Origin of the sequence: Streptomyces sediminimaris (assembly GCF_047049295.1) — a bacterium.
Classification (GTDB): domain Bacteria; phylum Actinomycetota; class Actinomycetes; order Streptomycetales; family Streptomycetaceae; genus Streptomyces; species Streptomyces sediminimaris.
Genome location: NZ_JBJWOT010000001.1, coordinates 2,974,120 through 2,994,501, shown reverse-complemented (window position 1 = coordinate 2,994,501; position 20,382 = coordinate 2,974,120). Strand labels below are relative to the sequence as shown.

The window sequence follows — 20,382 nt, the reverse complement described above, 5'->3', positions numbered from 1 at the left end:
GAGCCGGATCGGGCCCGGCCGCGGGCTGCCGGCCGCATGGTGCGGGCAAAGGCCCGCCACGGCGTGACCGACGATGCCTCAGGTGCCGCATACCCGGGCTCCGTTGGTGGCACGATGGTTCTGGCGGGGGTGCGCGGGCGCCGGTACCCCCGGGCCGGGAGAGCGGACCGACCGAGGGTGTGATCAGTTGTGGCCATTTCACTGTCAGTGGTGCTTCTGTTGGCGATCATCCTGGTGGTGTTGATCCGAGGGGGCTCGATCAAGGCCGGCCCCGCCATCGTGGCGATCCTCTTCGGCTTCTTCCTGGCGTCGACCGGCATGGCGCCGTCCATCAACCGGTTCCTGAACTCGATAGCCGAGACGATCAACTCGATCAGCTTCTGAGAGCCGGCTCCCGCGAGCCGGCTTCCGAGGAGCGGTGACCCCCGGCTCCCGAGGCCCGGCTTCCGGGACCCGGCGGCCACCCGCACGGCCGGTCCCCGCCGGGCGCGGCGCGCTCGCGCCGCGCCCCGGGCCGACCGCGCCCCGCTCACCGCCCGCGGCGCCCCGCGGAAACACTTCAGGGCCCGGTTCCGCGGAACCGGGCCCTGAAGCCTTGTGGAGCGGGCGACGGGAATCGAACCCGCGTAGCCAGTTTGGAAGACTGGGGCTCTACCATTGAGCTACGCCCGCACGGCGTGCGCCGCGCATCGGTGATCGCGGCACGGTAAGCATCGTAGCGGGTCGGACGCGCTCGGCGCACACCCCTTCCCCGCCCGTCGCCCGCCCGTGTTCCCCGTCCGTCGCCGCCCGCGCCGGCCCCGTGCCGCCGCCCCGTAAATGCGGCGTCGGCATGTCCGGCGGGCATGTACCCTACGTGTCGCACCTGACGGGGTGTGGCGCAGCTTGGTAGCGCGTCCGCTTTGGGAGCGGAAGGCCGTGGGTTCAAATCCCGCCACCCCGACCAGCACCGGTCAACACCGGTCGGAGGCCGATCACCTTGGGTGATCGTGTCCCGTGATCGCCTTTGGGGCGTGTCGTCGCTGCCGTTACTATGCAAGCTGCACGCCCGTGTGTCTCTCCTTACGAAGTCCTCCGGGCGGCGAAATCCGCCGGACCAGTCTGGCTCCGGCAGAAACCAAGAAGTCAGCCACAAGGAGACCGAACCGTGAAGAGCGCCGTGGAGACCCTGAACCCGACCCGGGTTCGGCTCACTGTCGAGGTGCCCTTCGAGGAGCTCAAGGACAGCCTCGACGCGGCGTACAAGAAGATCAACCAGCAGGTCACGGTGAAGGGCTTCCGGAAGGGCAAGATCCCGGCGCGCGTCATCGACCAGCGGTTCGGCCGCGGTGCGGTCCTGGAGGAGGCGGTCAACGACGCGCTTCCGAAGTTCTACACCGAAGCGGTCAACGAGGCCGAGCTGAATGTCCTGGGCCAGCCCGAGGTGGACATCACGGAGCTGAAGGACGGCGAGACGCTGAACTTCACCGCCGAGGTCGACATCCGCCCCGCCCTGGAGATCCCGGACTACTCCGGCATCGAGGTCGAGGTCGACGCCGTCGAGGTGACCGACGAGGACGTCGAGAAGTCCGTGGAGCAGCTGCGTGAGCGCTTCGCCTCGACCTCCCCCGTCGAGCGCGCCGCCGTGGACGGCGACGTCGTCACGATCGACCTGGAGGCCAAGGTCGAGGGCGAGGTCCTCGAGGACGGCGTGGCGAGCGGCGTCTCCTACACCATCGGCTCCGGCGAACTCCTCGACGGCATCGACGACGCCGTCAAGGGCCTGTCCGCCGGCGAGGAGGCCACCTTCACCTCCGAGCTCAAGGGCGGCTCCGCGGCCGGCAAGGAGGCCGAGGTCACCGTCAAGGTCACCCAGGTCGCCGCGCGCGAACTGCCCGAGCTGGACGACGACTTCGCGCAGCTCGCCTCCGAGTTCGACACCCTGGAGGAGCTGCGGGCGGACAGCCGCAAGCGCCTGGCGAACATGAAGCAGTACGACCAGGCCACGCAGGCCCAGGAGCGCGTCCTGGAGAAGCTGCTGGAGCTCGTCGAGGTGCCCGTCCCCGAGAAGCTGCTCGAGGACGAGATCAACACCCGCAAGCACAACCTGGAGCACCACCAGCTCGGCCAGATGGGCCTGGACCTCGCGAAGTACCTGGAGATCCAGGGCAAGACCGAGGAGGAGTTCGAGGCCGAGACCAAGGAAGCCGCGGTCAAGGGCATCAAGACCCAGTTCGTCCTCGACGAGCTGGTCAAGCAGGAGAAGCTCAACGTCAACCAGGAGGAGCTCACCGAGCACCTCATGCGGCGTGCGGCCTCCTCCGGCATGTCCCCCGACGAGTTCGCCCAGGCCGTCGTCGAGGGCGGCCAGGTGCCGCTCCTGGTCGGCGAGGTCGCCCGCGGCAAGGCCCTCGCGGCCGTGGTCGAGTCCGCCACGGTCAAGGACACCAACGGCGAGGTCGTCGACCTGGACGACGAGGACGAGACGGAGGCGGCCGCCGATGTCGCCGCCGAGGCCACGGAGGCCGACGCCACGGAGGCCGACGCCGAGGTCGGGGAGAAGACCGAGGGCTGACGCCCGCGGCGCCCGCGAGGCGCCGGAAAGCCGTAGGACGGGCCCCTGGGACGCCATGCCCCGGGGGCCCGTCGGCGTACGGTGGAACCGTGCCGGAAAAGGGGACACGGGGAACCGCGCGAGGCGCCCCGGCGGGCCGGGGGCGGCCCGCACGCCGTCACCGCGACGGCGAGCGGCAGCCGCCCGGCCGCCGGACGCACCCTGCTACGCCCCCGGCGAACACCCCCCACTCCGGGATTCCCCGAAGGGACCAGCGCGTTAGGGTCCATGAGTACGAGGGGAAGGGGACTGGGGTCCCCGCCGAACCCCCGGACGGGAACACGTGAGACGGCCCGGCGCCGTCGTAAGACGAGCAGGTGGATACGTGACGAATCTGATGCCCTCCGCCGCCGGCGAGCCTTCCATCGGCGGTGGCCTCGGCGACCATGTCTACAACCGGCTGCTCAACGAGCGGATCATCTTCCTCGGCCAGCCGGTCGACGACGACATCGCCAACAAGATCACCGCACAGCTGCTGCTCCTTGCCGCGGACCCGGACAAGGACATCTACATGTACATCAACAGCCCGGGCGGCTCGATCACGGCCGGCATGGCGATCTACGACACCATGCAGTACATCAAGAACGACGTGGTGACCATCGCCATGGGCCTCGCGGCCTCGATGGGCCAGTTCCTGCTGAGCGCGGGCACCCCCGGCAAGCGCTTCGCGCTGCCGAACGCCGAGATCCTGATCCACCAGCCCTCCGCGGGCCTGGCGGGCTCGGCCTCCGACATCAAGATCCACGCCGAGCGGCTGCTGCACACCAAGAAGCGCATGGCCGAGCTCACCTCGCAGCACACCGGCCAGTCGGTCGAGCAGATCACCCGCGACTCGGACCGCGACCGCTGGTTCGACGCCTTCGAGGCCAAGGAGTACGGCCTCATCGACGACGTCATCCCGACGGCCGCCGGGATGCCGGGCGGCGGCGGCACCGGGGCGGCCTGAGGCCCTCCCGCACAGCCCCCAGCCGACCGCCACAGCCCCCTAGGAGACAGACAGTGAACGACTTCCCCGGCAGCGGCCTGTACGACCTCCCCCGCCGCCTCAAGGGCGCGGGAGGTACCCCCGGCGCCGAGTACACGGGCCCCGCCGCCGAGTCCCGCTACGTCATCCCGCGCTTCGTCGAGCGCACCTCGCAGGGCATCCGCGAGTACGACCCGTACGCGAAGCTCTTCGAGGAGCGGGTGATCTTCCTCGGCGTGCAGATCGACGACGCCTCCGCCAACGACGTCATGGCGCAGCTGCTGTGCCTGGAGTCGATGGACCCCGACCGGGACATCTCGGTCTACATCAACAGCCCGGGCGGCTCCTTCACGGCGCTCACGGCCATCTACGACACGATGCAGTTCGTGAAGCCCGACATCCAGACGGTCTGCATGGGCCAGGCGGCCTCCGCCGCCGCCGTCCTGCTGGCCGCCGGCACGCCGGGCAAGCGCATGGCGCTGCCGAACGCCCGCGTACTGATCCACCAGCCCTACAGCGAGACGGGCCGCGGCCAGGTCTCCGACCTGGAGATCGCCGCCAACGAGATCCTCCGCATGCGTTCGCAGCTGGAGGAGATGCTGGCCAAGCACTCGACCACGCCGATCGAGAAGATCCGCGAGGACATCGAGCGCGACAAGATCCTCACGGCCGAGGACGCGCTGTCGTACGGCCTGATCGACCAGATCATCTCCACCCGGAAGATGAACAACGCCTCGGTCCGCTGACACAGGGGGACAAGGAGGCTGTATCGTCTGCCGCCCCTTGGCACGGTAAGTGCGCTTCGACACGCTGCACGTCGAAGTGAACCGCGCCAAGGGGGGCCCGAACGGGGGGCTCGGCAAGGTACCGTCGGATGAAGGCAGCACCAGGAGCCGCTGGACCTAGGCGTCTCCCAGGCGAAGGGGAAGCACACCGTGGCACGCATCGGTGACGGCGGCGATCTGCTCAAGTGCTCGTTCTGCGGCAAGAGCCAGAAGCAGGTCAAGAAGCTCATCGCAGGGCCTGGTGTGTACATCTGCGACGAGTGCATCGACCTCTGCAACGAGATCATCGAGGAGGAGCTCGCGGAGACCAGCGAGGTGCGCTGGGAGGAGCTCCCCAAACCCCGCGAGATCTACGAGTTCCTCGAGGGCTACGTGGTCGGTCAGGAGGCCGCCAAGAAGGCCCTGTCGGTGGCGGTCTACAACCACTACAAGCGCGTCCAGGCCGGGGAGAACGGCGGCGCCAACGGCCGTGACGACGCGATCGAGCTGGCGAAGTCCAACATCCTGCTGCTCGGCCCCACCGGCTCGGGCAAGACCCTCCTGGCCCAGACGCTGGCCCGCATGCTGAACGTCCCGTTCGCGATCGCGGACGCGACGGCGCTGACGGAGGCCGGTTACGTCGGCGAGGACGTCGAGAACATCCTGCTGAAGCTGATCCAGGCGGCCGACTACGACGTCAAGAAGGCCGAGACCGGGATCATCTACATCGACGAGATCGACAAGGTCGCGCGCAAGAGCGAGAACCCCTCCATCACGCGCGACGTGTCGGGTGAGGGCGTCCAGCAGGCGCTGCTGAAGATCCTCGAGGGCACCACGGCCTCGGTGCCGCCGCAGGGCGGCCGCAAACACCCCCACCAGGAGTTCATCCAGATCGACACGACGAACGTGCTGTTCATCGTGGGCGGTGCCTTCGCCGGCCTGGAGAAGATCATCGAGTCGCGGGCGGGCGCCAAGGGCATCGGCTTCGGCGCGACGATCCGCTCCAAGCGCGAGCTGGAGGCCAAGGACCAGTTCGAGGAGGTCATGCCGGAGGACCTGGTCAAGTTCGGCATGATCCCCGAGTTCATCGGCCGCCTCCCCGTCATCACCTCGGTCCACAACCTCGACCGCGAGGCCCTGCTGCAGATCCTGGTGGAGCCGCGCAACGCCCTGGTGAAGCAGTACCAGCGCCTCTTCGAACTCGACGGTGTGGAGCTGGACTTCGAGCGCGAGGCCCTGGAGGCCATCGCCGACCAGGCCATCCTCCGCCAGACCGGCGCGCGCGGCCTGCGCGCCATCATGGAGGAGGTCCTGATGTCGGTCATGTACGAGGTCCCGTCCCGCAAGGACGTGGCCCGGGTGGTCGTCACGGCCGACGTCGTCCACTCGAACGTGAACCCGACGCTGATCCCGCGGGACGCCCGCGGGCGGGGGCCGGGGGAGCAGAAGACGGCGTGACCGCCGTACCGAGCACGGCGAAGGGCCCCGGTCGACTCGACCGGGGCCCTTCGCGCGAAGGCCGGGCGCGGGGCGTCAGGCCTTGACGCGTACGTCGTTGCGCAGCTTGGCCGCCGTGGCCGCGGTGTCGTCGATCGAACCGCCGTTGCCGCTGGCGAGCTCGGCGAAGCCGAAGCTGGTGACCACGGCGACGGTGCTGTGGTCACCCCAGATGCACATCGGCATCTTGATGGTCTTCGCGGCGCCCGCGCTCGAGCTGGAGGAGTCGGTGTTCTCGATCTGGACGACCTGGCACTTCATGATGCCGTTCTTGAAGCCCGCGGGCGAGACCTTCTCCGGGCTGCCGAGCATCTTGCCCTTGCTGCTGTCGCCGCTCTGGTCCTTCTGGGACTCCGACTTGACCTTCGCGAACATGGCGTCGACGACCGCCTCCGGGTCGTCGATGGTGCCGTAGACACCGCTGAAGGACAGGTTGGACGCGCTGAGACCCGTGCCCTTCTGGTAACCGGCGCTGACGTCCTTGGGGTTCTGCACGCCCCACTTCTCGAAGTCGGCCTTGTCGTCGTTGGTCATCTTGTCGCCGGAGCCGCCGTTCTCCGACTTCTTGTACTGGCCGTCGATCACGGTCGCCGGCGTGGTCAGCTTGTGCGCGCCGTCGTCGGCGACGGCCGAACCGCCGCTGCCGGAGCCACCGCCGCCGATCACGAAGTACGCGCCCACCGCGATCGCCGCCACCACGGCGACCGCGCCGATGATCAGGCCCGCCTTCTTGCCGCCGCCGCCGCTCTGGGGCGGCTGCGGCGGGTACGGCTGCTGGCCGTAGGGGGCCTGGCCGTACGGGGGCTGCTGGCCGTAGCCGGGCTGCTGGGGCGGCACACCCTGCGGGGGCTGCTGCGGATAGCCGTAGCCGGGCTGCGGCTGGGCCGGCGGCTGCTGGGGGTAGCCGTAGCCGGGCTGGGGCGCCTGCGGCGGCTGCTGGCCGTAGGGCCCCGGCTGGCCGTACGGTCCGGGCTGCTGGGGCTGCCCGCCGTACGGGCCCGGCTGGTTGTGACTCATCTCTGGGTTCCCCTCCAGATGCCTCATGTGGTCCTGACATCCTGGCGCAGGCGGGGCGCGCGCGTTCCGCCGGGGCCCCCACCGTTACAGAACAAACGCGTTTCGGGACTGCCCCGTGACACCCCTAAACTGAGCGCGTGACCGAGAACGCTCAGCAGCAGCCACCAGCGCCCAGCACCGAACTGCCGACCCAGTACGCGCCGGCCGACGTAGAGGGGCCGCTGTACGAGCGCTGGGTGGAGCGCGGTTACTTCGAGGCGGACGAGAAGAGCGACAAGCCGCCGTACACCATCGTCATCCCGCCGCCGAACGTCACCGGCAGCCTGCACCTCGGGCACGCCTTCGAGCACACGCTCATCGACGCGCTGACGCGCCGTAAGCGCATGCAGGGGTTCGAGACGCTGTGGCAGCCCGGCATGGACCACGCCGGCATCGCCACGCAGAACGTCGTCGAGCGCGAGCTGGGCAAGGAGGGCAAGTCCCGGCACGACCTCGGCCGCGAGGCCTTCGTCGAGCGGGTCTGGCAGTGGAAGGCCGAGTCCGGCGGGCAGATCTCCGGGCAGATGCGGCGCCTCGGTGACGGCGTCGCGTGGTCGCGCGAGCGCTTCACCATGGACGAGGGCCTCTCGCAGGCCGTCCAGACCATCTTCAAGCGGCTCTACGACGACGAGCTGATCTACCGCGCCGAGCGCATCATCAACTGGTGCCCGCGCTGTCTGACCGCGATCTCCGACATCGAGGTCGAGTACCAGGACGACGACGGCGAACTCGTCTCCATCAAGTACGGCGAAGGCGACGAGACGGTCGTCGTCGCCACCACGCGCGCGGAGACGATGCTCGGCGACACCGCCGTCGCCGTCCACCCCGACGACGAGCGCTACCGGCACCTGGTCGGCAAGGAGATCAAGCTCCCGCTGACCGACCGCTCCATCCCCGTCGTCGCCGACGAGCACGTCGACCCCGAGTTCGGCACGGGTGCCGTCAAGGTCACCCCGGCCCACGACCCGAACGACTTCGAGATCGGCCGGCGCCACGACCTGCCGGCCATCGCCGTGATGGACGAGCACGCCGTCATCACCGTCCACGGCCCCTTCCAGGGCCAGGACCGCTTCGAGGCCCGTTCCGCGATCGTCGCCGCGCTGCGCGCCGAGGGGCGGATCGTCGCCGAGAAGCGGCCCTACGTCCACTCCGTCGGCCACTGCTCGCGCTGCAAGACCACCATCGAGCCGCGGCTGTCCATGCAGTGGTGGGTCAAGGTCGGCCCGCTGGCGAAGGCCGCCGGTGACGCGGTCCGCGACGGCCGCGTCACGATCCATCCGCAGGAGATGGAGAAGCGGTACTTCGACTGGGTCGACAACCTCCACGACTGGTGCATCTCACGGCAGTTGTGGTGGGGCCACCGCATCCCGGTCTGGTACGGCCCGAACGGCGAGGTCGTCTGCGTCGGCCCCGACGAGCGGCCGCCCGGCACCGAGGCGGAGGGCTGGAAGCAGGACACGGACGTCCTCGACACCTGGTTCTCCTCCGGCCTGTGGCCGTTCTCCACGCTCGGCTGGCCCGGGCAGACCGAGTCGCTCGCGAAGTTCTACCCGAACTCCGTCCTGGTCACGGGCTACGACATCCTCTTCTTCTGGGTCGCCAGGATGATGATGTTCGGCCTGTACGCGATGGACGGCACCCCGCCGTTCCACACCATCGCCCTGCACGGCATGGTCCGCGACCAGTTCGGCAAGAAGATGTCGAAGTCCTTCGGCAACGCGGTCAACCCGCTGGACTGGATGGACAAGTACGGCAGCGACGCGCTCCGGTTCACCCTGGCCCGCGGCGCGAACCCGGGCGTCGACGTCCCGATCGGCGAGGACTGGGTCCAGGGCTCGCGCAACTTCGCCAACAAGATCTGGAACGCCACGCGCTTCGCGCTGATGAACGGCGCGACGGTCGAGGGCCCGCTGCCGGACACGTCCGAGATGTCCTCCACGGACCGGTGGATCCTCTCCCGGCTCAACTCCGTCGTCGCCGAGGTCGACGCGCTCTACGAGGACTACCAGTTCGCGAAGTTGTCCGACGCCCTGTTCCACTTCGCCTGGGACGAGGTCTTCGACTGGTACGTCGAGCTGTCCAAGACGACGTTCAACGCGGGCGGTGCGGCCGCGAAGGTCTCCCGGCGGGTCCTCGGCGAGGTCCTCGACGTCACGCTGCGGCTGCTGCACCCGGTCGTCCCCTTCGTCACGGAGACGCTGTGGACGACGCTCACCGGCGGCGAGTCGGTCGTCATCGCCGAGTGGCCCGCTGACAGCGGCTTTCGTGACGCGGCCGCCGAACGGGAGATCGAGTCGCTCCAGTCGGTCATCACCGAGGTCCGCCGCTTCCGCGCCGACCAGGGCCTCCAGCCCGGCCAGCGCGTCCCGGCGCGCCTGACCCTGGACGGCACGGCCCTCGCCCCGCACGAGGCCGCCATCCGCCAGCTGCTGCGCCTGCAGCCGGAGGGCGAGTCCTTCACGGCCACGGCGACCCTGCCGGTCGCCGGCGCCGAGGTGGCCCTCGACCTCTCCGGCACGATCGACGTCGCGGCGGAGCGCAAGCGCCTCGCCAAGGACCTGGCGGCGGCCGAGAAGGAGAAGGCCCAGGCCGACGCCAAGCTGGGCAACGAGGCGTTCCTCGCCAAGGCCCCGGACCACGTGGTGGACAAGATCCGCGGCCGGCTGGCCAAGGCGGACGAGGACATCGCCCGGATCCGGGCCCAGCTCGACCGGCTGCCCCCGCGGTAGCGGACTTCGCAGGGGCGCGGGGGAGTGCGCGGTCAGCCGCGGACTCCCCCGCGCCCGCCGAACGGGACCAGCCGCCCCTCCCCGTGGGCGCACGCCTAAACTGGCCCTGTGAGTGAAAGCGACCCCTTCGACGAGATCATCGCCGCCGAACAAGACCGCGATCCCGATCTCGCCGTGATCGAGGCAGGCAGCCGCACCCTGCGCACCCAGGGCGGCCCGCCCGAGGCCGACGTGCCGGCGCGCCCCGAGGACCCCGCGACGGACGCGGCCCTGCGCGAGGTCGAGGCGGAGCTGGCCACCCGGTGGGGCGAGACCAAGCTGGAGCCGTCGGTCGACCGGATCGCCGCGCTGATGGACGTGCTGGGCGAGCCGCAGCGCTCGTACCCCTCGATCCACATCACGGGGACCAACGGCAAGACGTCCACGGCCCGCATGATCGAGGCCCTGCTCGGCGCCTTCGACCTGCGCACCGGCCGCTACACCTCGCCGCACGTCCAGTCGATCACCGAGCGCATCAGCCTCGACGGCGCCCCCATCGCCGCCGAGCGCTTCGTGGAGACGTACGAGGACATCAAGCCGTACATCGGGATGGTCGACTCCCAGCAGGAGTACCGGCTGTCCTTCTTCGAGGTGCTGACCGGCATGGCCTACGCCGCCTTCGCCGACGCACCCGTGGACGTCGCGGTCGTCGAGGTCGGCATGGGCGGCTCCTGGGACGCCACCAACGTCATCGACGGGGACGTCGCCGTCGTCACCCCGATCGACCTCGACCACACCGACCGGCTCGGCGGCACGCCCGGCGAGATCGCCACGGAGAAGTCCGGGATCATCAAGCAGGGCGCGACGGTCATCCTGGCTCAGCAGCCCGTCGACGCGGCCCAGGTGCTGCTGAAGAAGGCCGTCGAGGTGGACGCCACGGTGGCCAGGGAAGGGCTCGAGTTCGGCGTCGTCGCCCGGCAGGTGGCCGTCGGCGGGCAGCTGCTGACCCTGCGCGGCCTCGGCGGTGAGTACGACGAGGTGTACCTCCCGCTGCACGGCCCCTACCAGGCGCACAACGCCGCGGTCGCGCTCGCCGCCGTCGAGGCGTTCTTCGGCGTCGGCGCCCAGCGGCCCGGGCCGCTCGACATCGACACCGTCCGCAAGGCGTTCGCGGCCGTCTCCTCCCCGGGCCGGCTGGAGGTCGTGCGCACGTCGCCCACCGTCGTCCTCGACGCCGCGCACAACCCGGCGGGCGCCCGCGCCACCGCCGAGGCGGTCGGCGAGGCCTTCGGCTTCAGCCGGCTGATCGGCGTCGTCGGCGCGAGCGGCGACAAGAACGTACGGGGGCTGCTGGAGGCCTTCGAGCCGATCTTCGCCGAGGTCGTCGTCACGCAGAACTCCAGCCACCGCGCGATGGACGCCGACGAGCTCGCCGCGATCGCCGTGGAGGTGTTCGGCGACGAGCGCGTCCAGGTGGAACCGCGGCTGCCCGACGCGCTGGAGGCCGCGATCACGCTGGCCGAGGAGGAGGGCGAGTTCGCGGGCGGCGGTGTGCTCGTCACCGGCTCCGTCATCACCGTCGGCGAGGCCCGACTGCTGCTGGGAAGGGGCTGACCACCCTTGCGTACGCTCTGTTCATCGACCCTGATCGGCGAGTTCCTGGTGATCGGCTTCGCCGGGCTGGTCGCCATGAAGGACCCCGGCCTGAGCACGGCGACGGTGTGGACGGTCAGCGGCATCGCCATGTTCCTGTGCCTGGCGCTGTGCGGTGTGGTGACGCGTCCGGGCGGGATCGCCCTCGGCTGGATCCTCCAGGTCGCGCTCATCGCCTCCGGCTTCGTCGTCCCGACGATGTTCTTCCTGGGCACGGTCTTCGCGGCCCTGTGGTGGGCCTCGGTGCACTACGGCAGAAAGATCGACGAGGCGAAGGCACGGTTCGCGGCGGAGAGCGGCTCCTCCACTCCTGACGCTGCGTAACACGGTCCCGGACACGCCCTGTAATCTTCGAACACCCGCAACTCCCCTGACCCCTAGGAGCCGCCGTGACTCAGCGCACCCTCGTCCTGCTCAAGCCCGACGCCGTCCGCCGTGGCCTGACCGGCGAGATCATCAGCCGCATCGAACGCAAGGCCGGCTGGCGGATCACGGCGCTGGAGCTGCGCACCCTGGACCAGGACACGCTGGAGCAGCACTACGGCGAGCACAAGGGCAAGCCCTTCTACGAGCCGCTGGTGGAGTTCATGGCCTCCGGCCCGGTGGTCGCGCTGATCGTCGAGGGCGAACGGGTCGTCGAGGGCCTGCGCGCGCTCGCCGGACCGACCGACCCGATCGCCGCCGCCCCCGGTTCCATCCGCGGCGACTACGGCGTGATCGTGCGGGAGAACCTCATCCACGCCTCCGACTCCGAGGAGTCCGCCGAGCGCGAGGTGAAGATCTTCTTCCCCGGCCGGGCCTGACCCCGGGACCGGGGGAAGCGGTCAACCGGACCGGTTACCCCGGACCACGTGGCATATGCGTGGCGATCGAGGGAACGAGAGCCCCCGAACGCCCCTCTCACCAAGCGAACGCACGCAGCATCTGCTGACAATGGCGGAGACCCTTACGCAGTGTTCGAGCAGGCGCCATTACGATGGAGGCCTTCACGTCACAGCACCCACTTCGCCGACCTGAAAAGCCCTCAAAAGCTCCCAGGGAAGGCCAGACGAATCCTGATGGGGAACTCAATGTCGTTCATCGGCCGTGACATGGCTGTCGACCTCGGGACCGCCAACACGCTGGTGTACGTCAGGGGTCGCGGGATCGTACTCAACGAGCCGTCCGTCGTCGCGATCAACACCAACACCGGTGGCATCCTCGCGGTCGGCGCCGAGGCGAAGAAGATGATCGGCCGGACTCCTGGCAACATCGTTGCCGTACGACCTCTCAAGGACGGCGTCATCGCCGACTTCGAGATCACCGAGCGGATGCTCCGCTACTTCATCCTGAAGATCCACAAGCGGAGGTATCTGGCCCGGCCGCGGGTCGTGGTCTGTGTGCCCTCGGGCATCACGGGCGTCGAGCGCCGTGCCGTCATCGAGGCGTCGTCCCAGGCGGGCGCGCGTCAGGTGCACATCATCGAAGAGCCGATGGCGGCCGCCATCGGCTCCGGCCTCCCAGTCCACGAGGCCACGGGCAACATGGTGGTGGACATCGGCGGCGGCACGACTGAGGTCGCCGTCATCTCGCTCGGCGGCATCGTCACCGCCCAGTCCATCCGCGTCGCGGGCGACGAACTGGACAACGCGATCATCCAGCACATCAAGAAGGAGTACAGCCTCCTCCTCGGTGAGCGGACGGCCGAACAGATCAAGATCACGATCGGTTCGGCGTACGACCTGGACTCCGACGAACACACCGAAATCCGCGGCCGGGACCTCGTGTCCGGGCTGCCCAAGACCGTCGTGATCTCCGCGGCCGAAGTGCGCAAGGCGATCGAGGAGCCGGTCAACGCCATCGTCGACGCCGTCAAGACGACCCTGGACAAGTGCCCGCCGGAGCTGTCCGGCGACATCATGGACCGGGGCATCGTGCTGACGGGCGGCGGGGCGCTGCTGCGCGGACTCGACGAACGGCTGCGCCGGGAGACCGGCATGCCCATCCACATCGCCGAGGACCCGCTGGACAGCGTGGCACTCGGATCCGGCAAGTGCGTCGAGGAGTTCGAGGCGCTCCAGCAGGTGCTGGACGCCCAGCCCCGCAGATGACGTAACGCTTCGATTCCGCCGTACGAGACGATCTCCTCTCGTGCGGCGGATCGTTGATATGGAGGCATAGGCTCATCCGAGAGCCTCCGCACACCTGAACACCCAGACCTCTGCACATTCCTATGAGGAAGGCACGGCCGCCGCACGTGAGGGACACACGAGAGAGCCGGCTGCTCCTGGTGCTGCTGATCGCCATCGCGTTCGCGCTGATCACGGTGGACATCCGCGGTGGTGAGGACTCCCCGGTCGCCGGCGCCCGCCAGCTGGCGGCCACGGTGTTCGGCCCCGTCGAGGACGGGGTGTCGTCGGCGGTCGACCCGGTCGGGAACGCCGTCTCGGCGGTCCGCGACTCGGGCACCCGCCACGACCGGCTCGCCCGCCTGGAGAAGGAGAACGCGGCCCTCAAGGCGAAGCTCGGCAGCGACGACCGCAACGCCAGCCGCCTCAAGCAGCTCGACAAGATGCTGAAGGTCTCCGCCGAGGGACAGTACGGCATCAAGGGCGCCCAGGTCATCGCCATAGGAGCGGCCCAGGGCTTCTCCTGGACGATCACCATCGACATCGGCGCCAACGACGGCATCAAGCGGGACATGACCGTGCTCAACGGCGACGGCCTGGTCGGGCGGGTCACCAACGTCGGACCCGACGTCTCGACCGTCCTGCTCGCCAACGACCCGGACTTCACCGTCGGCACCCGCATGGAGAACAGCGACGAACTCGGCTTCGCCTCCGGGCAGGGCGACCGCCCGCTGCGCGTCGAACTGCTCAACAGCAAGGCGGAGGTGAAGAAGGGCGACCGGCTCGTCACCTTCGGCTCCGAGGCCGACAAGCCCTTCGTACCGGGCGTGCCGGTCGGCGTGGTCTCCCGCGTCGACCCCTCCGGCGGCGACCTCACCCGCACCCTGTACGTCACGCCGTACGTCAGCTTCACCAAGCTCGACATCGTCGGCGTCGTCGTCGAGGCCCCGAAGAAGGATCCGCGCGACACGGTCCTGCCGAAGAAGCCCAAGCCGACCCCGACGCCGACGGTCACCGTCACGGTCACCCCGTCGGCCGGCGCGCCCGTCCCCGGCCAGACCCCGTAGCTGTAGGAGCTGAATCCCCATGCGCGTCAACCGGATCCTGCTCTCCGCGGCCCTGATCGTCGTGGCCATGGTCCTCCAGGTCAGCGTCCTCGCCCGGCTCCACCTGCCGGGCGCCGTGCCCGACGTACTGCTGCTGACCGTGCTGGGCCTGGCCCTGGTCTACGGCCATGTCGGCGGCGCCCTCGTCGGCTTCGGCGCCGGCCTGCTCGCCGACCTCGCGCCGCCCGCCGACCACGCCGCCGGACGCTACGCCCTGGTGCTGTGCGTCGTCGGCTACCTCGCCGGACTGGCCAAACCGGACCACGGGCGGCTGAAGTCGGCCACCGGCCCGATGGTCGTCGTGGTCGCCGCCGCCGTCGGCTCGACCCTGCTGTACGCGGGCGTCGGCGCCCTCGTCGGCGACACCGCGGCCCGCCACGTCGGCCTCGCCGGCCTGCTGTTCACCGCGGCCCTCTACGACCTGCTGCTCGCGCCGTTCGTGGTCCCCGGGGTCATGTTCCTGGCCCGGCGCGCGGACAACGACCCGCTGGCCGCGGAGTCGGGCTCTTCGTCCAAGAAGACCACCGACATCTCCTCCGGCTGGATCTCCGCCGGCACCGGCCTCAAGGTCGGCGGCCAGCGCGGTGCCCTGGGCAGCCTGAAGACCAGGGCCAGAACCCGCACCGCGCGCGTGGGCCGCATCAAGGGAGTCAAGCGGCTGTGAGCGCCGGAGAGTTGACGGCCGTCGTTCACAGGTCCGTCGGATATGACACAGAGACACACTGAGAGGGGGAGGCAGCAGCAGTGACCAACATCCCCGAGACCGGACGGACCCCACGGGTCCAGATCCGACTCGTCGTCATCCAGATCCTCGTCCTCTCCCTGCTCGGCACGCTCGGCGGCCGGCTGTGGTACCTGCAGATCCGCGAGGGCGCCGCCTACGCCAAGGAGGCGTCCGGCAACCACGTCCAGCAGGTCGTCCAGCCCGCCGTGCGCGGCTCGATCCTGGACGCGCGCGGCGTGCCGCTCGCCGACAACGAGACCCGCCTGGTGGTCTCCGCGTCCCGCACCGACCTGCTGAAGATGAAGGACGACGGCAAGGCCGTCCTGACCAAGCTGGCCGGCGTCCTGGGCATGAAGCCCACGGACGTCATGCAGCGGGTGCGGCTGTGTGACGCCAAGACGCCGCAGCCGTGCTGGAACGGCTCGCCCTACCAGCCGATCCCGATCACCGACGAGGCCACGCCCCGCCAGGCCATGCAGATCCGGGAGCGCTCCGAGGACTTCCCCGGCATCACCGCCGAACCCATGGCCGTGCGCCGCTACCCGGCCCCCGGCAAGGCCAACACCGCCCAGGTCCTCGGCTACCTCTCCCCGGTCACCGACGCCGAGATCACCAAGGCCCAGCACACCGACTCGCCCTACCTGCGCTCCGACCAGGTCGGCCGCAGCGGCCTGGAGCGCCAGTACGACAAGGAACTGCGCGGCAAGGCCGGCGTCACCCGCTACGAGGTCGACAACCTCGGGCGCGTCATCGGCAAGGCCAAGTCCGACCCCGCCCAGCCCGGTTCGAACCTCGTCACCAGCATCGACTCCCGCGTCCAGCGGGTAGCCGAGTACGAGCTGCACTCGGCGATGAAGACCGCCCGCAAGCAGTACGACAGCATCACCGGCGAGAACTACAAGGCCGACTCGGGCGCCGTCGTCGTCATGGAGGCCAAGACCGGCCGTATCGTCGCCATGGCCTCCGCCCCGACCTACGACCCGAACGTCTGGGTCGGCGGCATCTCCGCCAAGGACTACAGGCAGCTCACCGGCAAGGGGTCCGACTACCCGCTGCTCAACCGCGCCATACAGGGTCAGTCCGCGCCCGGCTCGACCTTCAAGGTGGTCTCCACGGCCGCCGCGGTCGAGGCCGGCTACCCCTGGGACGGCGGCTACCCGTGCACCAGTTCGTACTCGGTGGGCGGACAGGTCTTCAAGAACTTCGAGGGCGAGAGCTTCGGGCCCATCTCGCTGGGCCGCGCCCTCGAGGTCTCCTGCGACACCGTCTTCTACGGGCTCGCCGACCGCGAATGGAAGAAGGACGGCGGCCTCAACCCGAAGAAGGGCCAGCCGAAGGACTACTTCTACAAGGCCGCCCACCAGTTCGGCCTCGGCAAGCAGACCGGCATCGACCTCCCGAACGAGGTCTCCGGCCGCGTCCCGGACCGCCAGTGGAAGCAGGACTACTGGAAGGCCAACAAGGACGCCTGGTGCAAGTCCGGCAAGAAGAACGGCACCTACGTCGAGAAGATCGCCTACGAGAACTGCCGCGAGGGCAACAAGATGCGCGAGGGCGACTCGATCAACTACTCGATCGGCCAGGGTGACACGCTGCTCACCCCGATCCAGGAGGCGATGATCTACGGGGCGCTCGCCAACGGCGGCACCGAGTACGTCCCCACCATCGGCAAGGCGATCATCAGCGCCGACGGCAAGACGGTCCAGCCGATCAAGCCGCAGGTCAAGGCGAAGCTCCCGGTCAGCAAGGCCACCCTCAAGGGCATGGACAAGGCCCTCGCGGGCGTCATCACCCGCGGTACCGCCAACTGGAAGTTCCAGGGCTGGCCGCAGGACAAGATCACGCTGCACGCCAAGACCGGTACCGCCGAGGTCTACGGCAAGCAGACCACCTCCTGGCTGGCCACGTACTCCAAGGACTACACGGTCGTCATGACGATCGCCCAGGCCGGTACGGGTTCCGGCGCCTCCGGCAAGGCCGTGCGCGACATCTACAGCGCCCTGTACGGCGTCCAGTCCGACGGCTCGGTCGACAAGAAGAAGGCGCTGCTGCCCACGCCGCAGAAGGGCCTGCCCAAGGTCAGGACGGACGGCACGATCGACTCCCCGAAGGTCGCCAAGGACCCGGCCAAGGAGGTGGCGAAGGCCCTGGAGAAGGGCGCCACCAACCCGGGCGGAACCCTGCCGGCCGCGACCACCGCCTCCCCGGCCGCGACGAACCGGAACACCCGCAGGCGGCCGCGCAGGCGGGGGAACCGGAGGATGCTCACATGACCGGCAACAGCTTCTCCGTCCCCGGCTACGGCCCCCAGCGGGCCGGCTGGACACGGATCTTCGCCCGTGACTCGCTCGCCCGCCGACTGGACTGGCCGATACTGCTCGCGGCGGTCGCGCTGTCGCTGATCGGCGCGGTCCTCGTCTACTCGGCGACCCGCAACCGCACCGAGATCAACCAGGGCGACCAGTACTACTTCCTCATCCGGCACCTGATGAACGCCGGCATCGGCATCGCCTTCATGATCGGCACGGTGTGGATCGGCCACCGCTCCCTGCGCACCGTCATCCCGATCCTGTACGGCATCTCGGTCTTCCTGATCCTGATGGTGCTCACCCCGCTCGGCTCCACGGTCAACGGGGCGCACTCCTGGATCGTGCTCGGCGGCGGCTTCTCCCTCCAGCCCTCGGAGTTCGTGAAGATCACCATCATCCTCGGCATGGCGATGCTGCTGTCGGCCCGGGTCGACGCGGGCGACAAGAAGTACCCCGACCACCGCACGGTCCTCCAGGCCCTGGCCCTGGCCGCCGTCCCGATCCTGATCGTCCTGCTCATGCCCGACCTCGGCTCGGTCATGGTCATGGTGGTGATCATCCTCGGCGTGCTGCTCGCCTCCGGAGCCTCCAACCGCTGGGTGTTCGGCCTCATCACGGCCGGCGCCGTCGGCGCGGTCGCCGTCTGGCAGCTGCACATCCTGGACGAGTACCAGATCAACCGCTTCGCGGCCTTCGCCAACCCCGCGCTCGACCCGGCGGGCGTCGGCTACAACACCAACCAGGCCCGCATCGCGATCGGCTCCGGCGGCCTGACCGGCGCCGGCCTCTTCCACGGCTCGCAGACCACCGGCCAGTTCGTGCCCGAACAGCAGACGGACTTCGTCTTCACGGTCGCGGGGGAGGAGCTCGGCTTCGTCGGCGCCGGGCTGATCATCCTGCTGCTCGGCGTGATCCTGTGGCGGGCCTGCCGCATCGCCCGCGACTCGACGGAGCTCTACGGCACGATCGTCGCCGCCGGGGTCGTCGCCTGGTTCGCCTTCCAGATCTTCGAGAACATCGGCATGACCCTCGGCATCATGCCGGTCACGGGCCTGCCGCTGCCGTTCGTCTCCTACGGCGGCTCGTCGATGTTCGCCGTCTGGATAGCGGTGGGCCTGCTGCAGTCGATCAAGGCACAGCGACCCATGTCGGCGTAGCGCACCCGGTGTTGCGCCGCCGTCCGCCCGCCATTCATGCCCGAAGGTCCCTGCCGCTCGGGGACGAATCCCACTAGATTCGGGTCATGGCGGACACGAAGCGCGAGATCGAGCGGAAGTACGAGTCCGACGACAGCGGGCTGCCCGACCTGACCGGCGTCGCCGGGGTCGACGCCGTCGTCGACAAGGGTGTCGCGCATCTGGACGCCACGTACTACGACACCCCCGACGAGCGCCTCGCCGCCTCCGCCATCACACTGCGCCGCCGCACCGGCGGCGCGGACGCGGGCTGGCACCTGAAGTTCCCCGTCGCCCCCGGCGTCCGCGACGAGATCCGCGCCCCGCTCTCCGACGAGCTGCCGCGCAGCCTCGCCGGCCTGATCCGCTCCCGTGTCCGCGACGCCGAACTGCGGCCCGTGGTCCGGCTGCGGTCCGACCGCGACATCCGCGACCTCGTCGACGCCGGCGGCCGGCTGCTCGCCGAGGTCAGCGTGGACGCCGTACGCGCGGAACGGCTCACCGGCGACGGCGGCGTCGCCCAGTGGACCGAGCTGGAGGTGGAACTCGCCGACGGCGGCGACCCTGCCTTCCTCGACAAGATCGACAAGCGGCTCCGCAAGGCGGGCGTACGGCCCTCCGGATCGGCGTCGAAGCTGGCACGGGCACTGATGGAGACGGCACCGCGCACGAAGGGCGGGCGGGACGGAGAGGCCGGGAGGAGCGGACAGGCCGGGCGGGACGGACAGGCCGGGCGGGACGGACAGGCCGGGAAGATCGAAAAGGGAGCGAAAAAGGTAAAAGCTGCACAGGGTGCAAAAGGCACAAAGGGCGTAAAGAAGGCAGGCGGGCGGCGCGGGCCCGAAGCCGTGCGGGCGACGGCCGGCGACCACGTCCTCGCCTACGTCCGCGAGCAGCGGGACGCCCTCGTCTCACTCGACCCGGCCGTGCGGCAGGACGCCTACGACTCCGTGCACCGCATGCGCGTCGCCACCCGCCGTATGCGCAGCGCCTTCCGCTCCTACGCCAAGGTCCTCGACCGGACCGTCACCGACCCCCTCGGCGAGGAACTGAAGTGGCTGGCCGGCGAGCTCGGCGTGGACCGCGACCAGGAGGTGCTGACCGAGCGCCTGACGGCGGCCCTGGCCGAACTGCCCCGCACACTGATCCACGGGCCGGTCCGCACCCGGCTGCGCACCTGGGCGAACGCCCGCCGGGGCGGGTCCCGGCGCCGGCTGACCGGCGTCCTGGACTCCAGGCGGTACCTGGCGCTGCTCGACGCCGTGGACGCGCTGGTCGCCGAACCGCCGCTGCTCCGGGCGGCCGCCGGCAGCCCGGAGAAGGTGATCGCCAGGGCCGTACGCAAGGACTTCGCGAGGCTGTCCGGCGTGGTGGAGCAGGCCATCGACCTGGAGCCCGGCCACGACCGCGACCTCGCCCTGCACGAGGCGCGCAAGAAGGCCAAGCGGACCCGGTACTCCGCGGAGGCCGCCGTCGCCGCCCTCGGCGAGCCGGCGACCGCGCTGGCCAGGTCGATGAAGTCCCTGCAGAACCTGCTGGGCGACCACCAGGACAGCGTCATGACCCGGCAGACCCTGCGCGAGCTGTCCGCCGTGGCACACGCGGCCGGGGAGAACGTGTTCACCTACGGCCTCCTCTACGGCCGTGAGGAGGCACGCGCGGCGGCGGACGAGGCGGAGCTGCCGGGAGCGTGGCGGGAGGTCACGGGCGGGATGGACGTGTGAC

At 69.8% G+C, this 20,382-nt stretch carries 16 protein-coding genes and 2 tRNA genes; 16 read left to right on the top strand and 2 right to left on the bottom strand.

Translation table 11 applies throughout. The features are described from left to right. The first annotated feature begins 189 nt into the window (after positions 1-189). Positions 190-384, top strand: coding sequence for a hypothetical protein (locus ACJ9NR_RS13940; RefSeq protein ID WP_026178055.1), 195 nt, complete (start codon positions 190-192; stop codon positions 382-384). A gap of 214 nt (positions 385-598) precedes the next feature. On the opposite strand, the gene ACJ9NR_RS13935 is transcribed toward ACJ9NR_RS13940, so the two are convergent. Continuing rightward, a tRNA-Gly gene (locus ACJ9NR_RS13935) sits at positions 599-672 on the bottom strand. Positions 673-869: 197 nt separating this feature from the next. Here ACJ9NR_RS13935 and ACJ9NR_RS13930 point away from each other — a divergent pair. The 5 genes from ACJ9NR_RS13930 (at position 870) to clpX (ending at position 5,779) form a co-directional block, all read left to right on the top strand. Then, positions 870-946, top strand: a tRNA-Pro gene (locus ACJ9NR_RS13930). A 201-nt stretch (positions 947-1,147) separates the two neighbouring features. Next, positions 1,148-2,554 (top strand): trigger factor, encoded by a 1,407-nt coding sequence (gene tig, locus ACJ9NR_RS13925; RefSeq protein ID WP_412487873.1) that lies wholly within the window; start codon positions 1,148-1,150, stop codon positions 2,552-2,554. A 376-nt stretch (positions 2,555-2,930) separates the two neighbouring features. After that, on the top strand, positions 2,931-3,539 hold the full coding sequence (locus ACJ9NR_RS13920; protein ID WP_380858657.1) for an ATP-dependent Clp protease proteolytic subunit: 609 nt from the start codon (positions 2,931-2,933) through the stop codon (positions 3,537-3,539). A 53-nt stretch (positions 3,540-3,592) separates the two neighbouring features. Then, on the top strand, positions 3,593-4,303 hold the full coding sequence (locus ACJ9NR_RS13915; RefSeq protein ID WP_412487872.1) for an ATP-dependent Clp protease proteolytic subunit: 711 nt from the start codon (positions 3,593-3,595) through the stop codon (positions 4,301-4,303). 189 nt (positions 4,304-4,492) lie between these two features. Beyond that, a complete protein-coding gene (gene clpX, locus ACJ9NR_RS13910) occupies positions 4,493-5,779 on the top strand; it encodes an ATP-dependent Clp protease ATP-binding subunit ClpX (RefSeq protein ID WP_412487871.1) in 1,287 nt (428 codons plus the stop codon). Positions 5,780-5,854: 75 nt separating this feature from the next. Here the strand turns inward: clpX and ACJ9NR_RS13905 are convergent, their stop codons facing one another. Beyond that, positions 5,855-6,835, bottom strand: coding sequence for a hypothetical protein (locus ACJ9NR_RS13905; RefSeq protein ID WP_412487870.1), 981 nt, complete (start codon positions 6,833-6,835; stop codon positions 5,855-5,857). A gap of 137 nt (positions 6,836-6,972) precedes the next feature. Here ACJ9NR_RS13905 and ACJ9NR_RS13900 point away from each other — a divergent pair, with 137 nt between their 5' ends. The 10 genes from ACJ9NR_RS13900 to ACJ9NR_RS13855 all read left to right on the top strand — a co-directional run bounded on the left by ACJ9NR_RS13900 (position 6,973) and on the right by ACJ9NR_RS13855 (position 20,381). Further along, on the top strand, positions 6,973-9,603 hold the full coding sequence (locus ACJ9NR_RS13900; protein WP_412487869.1) for a valine--tRNA ligase: 2,631 nt from the start codon (positions 6,973-6,975) through the stop codon (positions 9,601-9,603). A gap of 108 nt (positions 9,604-9,711) precedes the next feature. Continuing rightward, positions 9,712-11,196: a bifunctional tetrahydrofolate synthase/dihydrofolate synthase gene (gene folC, locus ACJ9NR_RS13895; protein ID WP_412487868.1), complete on the top strand. Its 1,485-nt coding sequence runs from the start codon at positions 9,712-9,714 to the stop codon at positions 11,194-11,196. 6 nt (positions 11,197-11,202) lie between these two features. Then, positions 11,203-11,559, top strand: a complete 357-nt coding sequence (locus ACJ9NR_RS13890) for a DUF4233 domain-containing protein (RefSeq protein ID WP_412487867.1) — start codon at positions 11,203-11,205, stop codon at positions 11,557-11,559. A gap of 65 nt (positions 11,560-11,624) precedes the next feature. Next, entirely contained in the window at positions 11,625-12,038 is a 414-nt protein-coding gene (gene ndk, locus ACJ9NR_RS13885) for a nucleoside-diphosphate kinase (protein ID WP_412487866.1), read from the top strand. A 267-nt stretch (positions 12,039-12,305) separates the two neighbouring features. Next, the gene (locus ACJ9NR_RS13880; protein WP_004001297.1) at positions 12,306-13,325 is read left to right on the top strand and encodes a rod shape-determining protein; all 1,020 of its coding nucleotides are present in this window, start codon (positions 12,306-12,308) and stop codon (positions 13,323-13,325) included. 146 nt (positions 13,326-13,471) lie between these two features. After that, the gene (gene mreC, locus ACJ9NR_RS13875; RefSeq protein WP_412487865.1) at positions 13,472-14,410 is read left to right on the top strand and encodes a rod shape-determining protein MreC; all 939 of its coding nucleotides are present in this window, start codon (positions 13,472-13,474) and stop codon (positions 14,408-14,410) included. A gap of 19 nt (positions 14,411-14,429) precedes the next feature. Continuing rightward, a complete protein-coding gene (gene mreD / locus ACJ9NR_RS13870) occupies positions 14,430-15,113 on the top strand; it encodes a rod shape-determining protein MreD (protein ID WP_412487864.1) in 684 nt (227 codons plus the stop codon). Between the two features lie 80 nt (positions 15,114-15,193). Then, a complete protein-coding gene (gene mrdA, locus ACJ9NR_RS13865; RefSeq protein ID WP_412487863.1) occupies positions 15,194-17,446 on the top strand; it encodes a penicillin-binding protein 2 in 2,253 nt (750 codons plus the stop codon). Next, on the top strand, positions 17,443-18,639 hold the full coding sequence (rodA, locus tag ACJ9NR_RS13860; RefSeq protein ID WP_412487862.1) for a rod shape-determining protein RodA: 1,197 nt from the start codon (positions 17,443-17,445) through the stop codon (positions 18,637-18,639). The genes mrdA and rodA overlap by 4 nt, the downstream gene beginning before the upstream one ends. A gap of 86 nt (positions 18,640-18,725) precedes the next feature. Then, positions 18,726-20,381, top strand: a complete 1,656-nt coding sequence (locus ACJ9NR_RS13855) for a CYTH and CHAD domain-containing protein (RefSeq protein ID WP_412487861.1) — start codon at positions 18,726-18,728, stop codon at positions 20,379-20,381. Position 20,382: the final 1 nt, after the last annotated feature.